This window comes from Bacillus sp. SIMBA_074 (assembly GCF_046534555.1).
GTDB lineage: Bacteria > Bacillota > Bacilli > Bacillales > Bacillaceae_G > Bacillus_A > Bacillus_A mycoides.
This window is the reverse complement of record NZ_JAWRYM010000247.1, coordinates 1-327: the sequence shown is the minus strand read 5'-3', so window position 1 is coordinate 327 and position 327 is coordinate 1. Positions and strand designations below refer to the sequence as shown.

Genomic DNA, 327 nt, shown 5'->3' with positions numbered 1-327 from the left:
CTACGCTGAATGCTTACTTGCGTAGTAACGATGGTGTCTAATGCAAAGTCGAATGGGAAATCTGCAACATAACCTTCAAACTTAAACCAGGTGCGGGAATCCGGCAGAACGAATTCACCATCTGTTACCGTCGGTGGCGCTGTACCGTCTGACCAACCAATAACCCATTTTAAAGACTTTAATGTCTGATCATTCGACTCAGAAAGCTCATGAAGCCTGATATGGGAAGGCTCTGCCGGGTCGGCGTTAATTGTCATTGAGGCCTGCCCCGGTGTGCGCATGCCTTTTTTAAACTGTTTGTCAAAGTCTTCTAACGCGGTATCTTCA

Annotated in this window: 1 protein-coding gene; it reads right to left on the bottom strand. The window is 46.8% G+C overall.

Translation table 11 applies throughout. From position 1 onward, the window contains the following. Nucleotides 1–327: phage tail tube protein (locus SB773_RS30700; protein WP_410594003.1), on the bottom strand; the 327-nt coding region annotated here is incomplete at both ends.